The sequence below is a fragment of the Shinella granuli genome, assembly GCF_004341885.1.
Taxonomy (GTDB): domain Bacteria; phylum Pseudomonadota; class Alphaproteobacteria; order Rhizobiales; family Rhizobiaceae; genus Shinella; species Shinella granuli.
The window spans coordinates 1-4,985 of sequence record NZ_SLVX01000066.1; the positions used below are offsets into that span (position 1 = coordinate 1).

Here is a 4,985-nt window from a genome sequence, read left to right on the forward strand (position 1 = left end):
CCGCTCGTCCATTGAAAAATCGTCCTTCCAAATCAACGAGCAGAATCTCAAGCCCAAATCGCGCCGTTAAAAGGTGGGGTGTTCGTCGCGCTTACAGTCGTCCTGTGTCGGGATGGAAATGCCAGCCTTCTCGAAGATGTCAGCCACCTTCTCTGTCGCCGGCAGCCATTCGGTTTCCGTGTACTTGTCGAAGTATTCGCCGGATGCGTATTTCGAGTTCTCGAAGCCCTTAAAGCTGGCGCCCTTTTCCATTGCAAGACGATTGGAGGCGCGCACCGCGTGATAGGTCACGGTGTAGAAGTAGATATTGGTAAAATCGATGCCTTCTTCCGATCCGTAGAAAATGCGCTCGCGGGCGAGATAGCCGTGCAGGTTCATCTGGCCAAGGCCGATCGCATGGCTGTCGTCGTTGCCTTTCTCGACGGACGGTACCGAGGAGATGTGGCTCATCTCGGAGACGGCCGTCAGGGCGCGGATCGAGGTTTCAATCGTCTTGCCGAAATCGGCGCTGTCCATCGCGGCCGCGATATTAAGCGAGCCGAGATTGCAGGAGATGTCCTTGCCCATCCTGGCGTAGGAAAGGTCGGGGTTGAATTCGCTGGCTTCGCTGACCTGCAGGATTTCCGAGCACAGATTGCTCATGGAGATGCGGCCGGCGATCGGGTTGGCGCGGTTCACCGTGTCCTCGAACATGATGTAGGGATAACCGCTCTCGAACTGGATTTCGGCGATGACCTGGAAAAAGTCGCGGGCCTTGATCTTCTTCTTCTTGATGCGGCTGTCGGCGACCATCTCGCGGTACTTTTCCGTCACGGAGATTTCCGTGAAGGCAACGCCGTAGACGCGCTCCACATCATGCGGCGAGAACAGGTACATGTCCTCGTTGTTCTTCGCGAGTTCGAAGGTGATGTCGGGGATGACGACGCCGAGCGACAGGGTCTTGATCCTGATCTTCTCGTCGGCATTCTCGCGCTTGGTGTCGAGGAAACGCATGATGTCGGGATGGTGCGCATTGAGATAGACCGCACCGGCCCCCTGCCGCGCGCCAAGCTGGTTGGCATAGGAGAACGAATCCTCCAGCAGCTTCATCACCGGGATCACGCCGGAGGACTGGTTCTCGATCTGTTTGATCGGCGCGCCCATCTCGCGCAGGTTCGACAGCGACAGCGCCACGCCGCCGCCGCGTTTGGAAAGCTGAAGCGCCGAATTGATCGAGCGGCCGATGCTTTCCATATTGTCCTCGATGCGCAGCAGAAAGCACGAGACCAGTTCGCCACGCTGCTTCTTGCCGGCATTAAGGAAGGTTGGCGTTGCCGGCTGAAAACGGCCGGAAATGATCTCGTCGACGAGGTCACGGGCAATCTGCTCGTTGCCGCGGGCCAAGGCGAGCGCCACCATGCAGACCCGGTCTTCGTAACGCTCCAGATAACGTTTCCCGTCGAAGGTCTTCAGTGTGTAGCTGGTGTAGTATTTGAAAGCACCGAGGAAGGTCGGGAAGCGGAATTTCTTGTCATAGGCGTGGTCGAAGAGATCGCGAACGAAATTGAAGGCATACTGGTCCAGCACCTCCTGTTCGTAATAGCCCTCATCCACCAGATAATCGAGCTTTTCGCGCAGGTTATGGAAGAACACCGTGTTCTGGTTGACGTGCTGCAAAAAATACTGCTTGGCAGCCAGCCGGTCCATGTCGAGCTGGATTTTGCCATGCTCATCGTAGAGGTTCAGCATCGCGTTGAGGGCATGGAAATCCAGCTCGGATTCCGATGTCTTTAAAGGCTTCTCGAAGGTTGTCGCGTCCAAAATCGTTCCAATCCATGTGTGACATTGGCAACGTCTTCCTCTGTGCCGAGAAGCTCGAACCTGTAGAGGTAAGGCACCTGGCATTTCCTTGAGACGATGTCGCCGGCGAGCCCAAAGGTCGCGCCGAAATTGCTGTTGCCCGCGGCAATCACGCCACGGAGGTTCGACCGGTTGTCCGCATCGTTCAGGAAGCGGATCACCTGTTTCGGAACGGCTCCCTTGCCACCTTCGCCGCTATAAGTCGGCAGGATCAGAACGTAGGGTGCCTGGACATGGAGTCTGTCGGCCGGACTGACGGGGATGCGCCGGGCAGCGATCCCAAGCTTGGCCACGAAGCGATGGGTATTTTCGGACCGGCTGGAAAAATAGACGATCTCACCCATGGCTTGACGTCCTCAAGCTGCGAGCGTGCTGATCATATCCGGACGAAATCCCGCCCAGTGCAACTCGCCGGCGACCACAACTGGCACCTGGCGATAGCCGAGACCCTGCACCAGCTCGAACGCATCGGCATCTGCCGAGACATCGACGATTTCGTACGAAATACCCTGACGGTCGAGGGCGCGGGTGGTTGCGGTGCACTGAACGCAGGCAGGCTTGCTGTGTATCCGTCCGAGCGCGACCGCCTATGACTATTGCGTAAAACTGTTCAGACCCTGTCCTTATTCCCATGCATAAGGACAGTTGGACGGATGGAGATTTTTGAAGGAGACATTGGGTCACGGGTGAGCCGTCTTGAGGTGATCAACACCGGTCGGCGGCGTCGCTTTACGGAAGATGAGAAGCTGCGGATTGTCGCAGAAAGTTTTGCGGGGCGAGGTCTGGCGTCGGCGACGGCCCGTCAGTACGGTATCAGCCGCTCCCTGTTGAACCGTTGGCGCAAATCGGTTCGCCAGGGTTTGCTCAGCCATCAACAAACCGATGGATTTGTGCCGGCGTTCGTCACGCCGGAGACTTTTATGCCGGTGAAGCAGGCCACTGCACCTGCTGCGATGGAGCATCCGGTGGAGTCTGCTTCCGGCCGCATGGAGATTGTCGCGGCGAACGGCCGCCGTGTGGTCGTGGACGGCAGCGTCGACGTTGAGGCGCTGCTGCGGATCGTGCGGGGGCTGGAGACGTTGCGATGATCACGCTTCCTTCCGGTCAAAATGTGCGGGTGTGGATTGCAACGGGCCATACGGACATGCGGTGTGGGTTTCCATCCCTTGCGTTGCGGGTGCAGGAGGTGCTGAAAATGAACCCTCTGGACGGCAATCTTTTTGTGTTCCGCGGTCGCAGCGGATCGCTGATAAAAGTGATCTGGAGTGACGGCCAGGGGAGCTGCCTTTTTACAAAGAAGTTGGACCGGGGCCGGTTCGTCTGGCCGTCTGCGCAGGGCGGCTCGATCGCTATATCGCCTGCGCAGCTTTCTTATTTGTTGTCCGGAATTGATTGGCGCCATCCGCAGGAAACCTTTCGTCCGACGAAGGTCGGATAGCATTACTTCATTGAAAATACTGAGAGAATATGATGGTATGGCTTCATGGTATCGAAGCCTTCCGATCTACCTGCGGACCTTGCAAACGCCTATCTGGCGCTGCTTTCCGAGCGTGCGATCCTTCAGGCTGAACGCGATGTCGTTGCCGCCGAGCGGGACATCGCGGTGGCGCAAGCCGCCAATGCGCAGGCCATGCTGTCGGACAGCGAGGCGCTGATCGTCAGTCTGGAACTGGCGATCGAAAAGCTCCGGCGCGAACTGCGCGGTCAGAGATCCGAGCGCACGGCGCGTCTGATCGACCAGATGGAATTACAGCTCGAAGAGCTCGTGATGGCCGCGACGGAGGATGAAGTGGCGGCCCAGGCTGCTGCCGCCAGAACGTCGAGCCTGCGTTCGTTCACACGCAAACGGCCGGTGCGCAAACCTTGGCCGGAGGATGCCGAGCGCGAGCGCGTGGTGATCGATCGCCCGACCGTCTGTGCTTGCTGCGGCGGGTCGCGCCTGTCGAAGCTGGGCGAGGACGTCAACGAGACGCTGGAGGAGATACCGCGCTGCTTCAAGGTGATCGAGACGGTTCGGGAGAAATTTACCTGCCGCGATTGCGAGGCGATCAGCCAGGCGCCAGCACCGTTCCATGCCACGCCGCGCGGCTTCATCGGTCCGCATCTGCTGGCGACGATCGTCTTCGACAAATTTGGGATGCACAGTCCGCTGAACCGCCAGAGCACAAGGTTCAAATGTGAGGGCATAGACCTTTCAACCTCGACGCTGGCCGATCAGGTCGGATTTGGAACGGCGGCCCTCATGCCGGTCTACGACCTGATCGAGAAGCATGTCTTTGCGGCCGAGCGATTGCATGGTGACGACACGACCATCCCGATCCAGGCCAAGGGCAAATGCGTAACCGGGCGAATATGGACCTACATCCGGGACGACCAGCCGTTCGGGGGAACGGCTGCGCCGGCGGCGATCTATTATGCGTCGAGTGACCGGCGCGGCGAACATCCGCAGAAGCACCTGGCCGAGTATGGCGGCATTCTGCAGAGCGACTGCTACAATGGCTTCGAGCCGATTGCTGTTGCCGCAGCGAAAGAGGTCCCGATCACCTTTGCCTTTTGCCATGCCCACTCGCGTCGGAAATTCTTTGCACTGGCCGATATCCAGAAAAATGCCCGCGATCACAAGCGCAAAGGCAAGCCGATCTCGCCGATCGCATTGGAAGCCGTCAAGCGCTATGACGAGTTGTTCGAAATCGAGCGCCAGATCAACGGTTTGAGCGCCGAAGAACGGCTGGCAGTACGGCAGGAGAAGAGCAAGCCGCTGTTCGATGACATGCACGAGTGGTTGAAGAAGGAACGCGCCACGCTCAGCAGATCGTCCGAGGTCATCGAGCCGATCGATTACATGCTCAAGCGCTGGGAGGGCTTTGCTCTCTTCCTCCAAGACGGAAGGGTTTGTCTCACGAATAACGCCGCGGAACGGGCGCTGAGAGGTATTGCGTTAGGAAGACGGAACTGGACGTTCGCCGGTTCCCAGCGTGGGGCCGATCGTGCCGCCGTCATGCTGACGGTCATCACCACATGCCGCCTTAACGAGGTCGACCCAAAGGCTTGGAGAGGTGGCTCGGTTTGTCTGAACAGCTTCGGGCGTTTCGCTAAGTGGATTTCCGCCTCGATTATGCCGCCACCATCATTGGTGTCAGCGCGTT

The 4,985-nt window shown here is 58.5% G+C and carries 5 protein-coding genes and 1 pseudogene; 3 read left to right on the forward strand and 3 right to left on the reverse strand.

Going from position 1 to position 4,985, the window contains the following annotated elements:
- Nucleotides 1–96: 96 nt before the first annotated feature.
- The 3 genes and pseudogenes from nrdE to nrdH all read right to left on the reverse strand — a co-directional run.
- A pseudogene (nrdE, locus tag EV665_RS31670) lies at nucleotides 97–1,800 on the reverse strand (class 1b ribonucleoside-diphosphate reductase subunit alpha); the annotation flags it as partial.
- Nucleotides 1,770–2,183 (reverse strand): class Ib ribonucleoside-diphosphate reductase assembly flavoprotein NrdI, encoded by a 414-nt coding sequence (gene nrdI / locus EV665_RS31675; RefSeq protein ID WP_133037226.1) that lies wholly within the window; start codon nucleotides 2,181–2,183, stop codon nucleotides 1,770–1,772. The gene nrdI and the pseudogene nrdE, both read right to left, overlap by 31 nt.
- Before the next feature lie 12 nt (nucleotides 2,184–2,195).
- Nucleotides 2,196–2,408, reverse strand: coding sequence for a glutaredoxin-like protein NrdH (nrdH, locus tag EV665_RS31680; protein WP_133037229.1), 213 nt, complete (start codon nucleotides 2,406–2,408; stop codon nucleotides 2,196–2,198).
- Between the two features lie 84 nt (nucleotides 2,409–2,492).
- On the opposite strand from nrdH, the gene tnpA reads away from it, so the two are divergent.
- The 3 genes from tnpA to tnpC form a co-directional block, all read left to right on the forward strand.
- Nucleotides 2,493–2,927, forward strand: coding sequence for an IS66-like element accessory protein TnpA (tnpA, locus tag EV665_RS31685; RefSeq protein ID WP_133037227.1), 435 nt, complete (start codon nucleotides 2,493–2,495; stop codon nucleotides 2,925–2,927).
- Nucleotides 2,924–3,277, forward strand: a complete 354-nt coding sequence (tnpB, locus tag EV665_RS31690; protein WP_133037228.1) for an IS66 family insertion sequence element accessory protein TnpB — start codon at nucleotides 2,924–2,926, stop codon at nucleotides 3,275–3,277. Before tnpA ends, tnpB begins: the two co-directional genes overlap by 4 nt.
- Nucleotides 3,278–3,322: 45 nt before the next feature.
- Nucleotides 3,323–4,985, forward strand: a 1,663-nt coding sequence (gene tnpC / locus EV665_RS31695) for an IS66 family transposase (protein WP_245507904.1), incomplete at its 3' end; no start/stop codon positions are given.

Excerpts from the sequence above, each read along its gene's own strand:
- tnpA (WP_133037227.1), top strand. The coding sequence starts at position 2,493 with ATGGAGATTTTTGAAGGAGACATTGGGTCACGGGTGAGCCGTCTTGAG.
- tnpB (WP_133037228.1), top strand. The coding sequence starts at position 2,924 with ATGATCACGCTTCCTTCCGGTCAAAATGTGCGGGTGTGGATTGCAACG.
- nrdI (WP_133037226.1), bottom strand. The coding sequence starts at position 2,183 with ATGGGTGAGATCGTCTATTTTTCCAGCCGGTCCGAAAATACCCATCGC.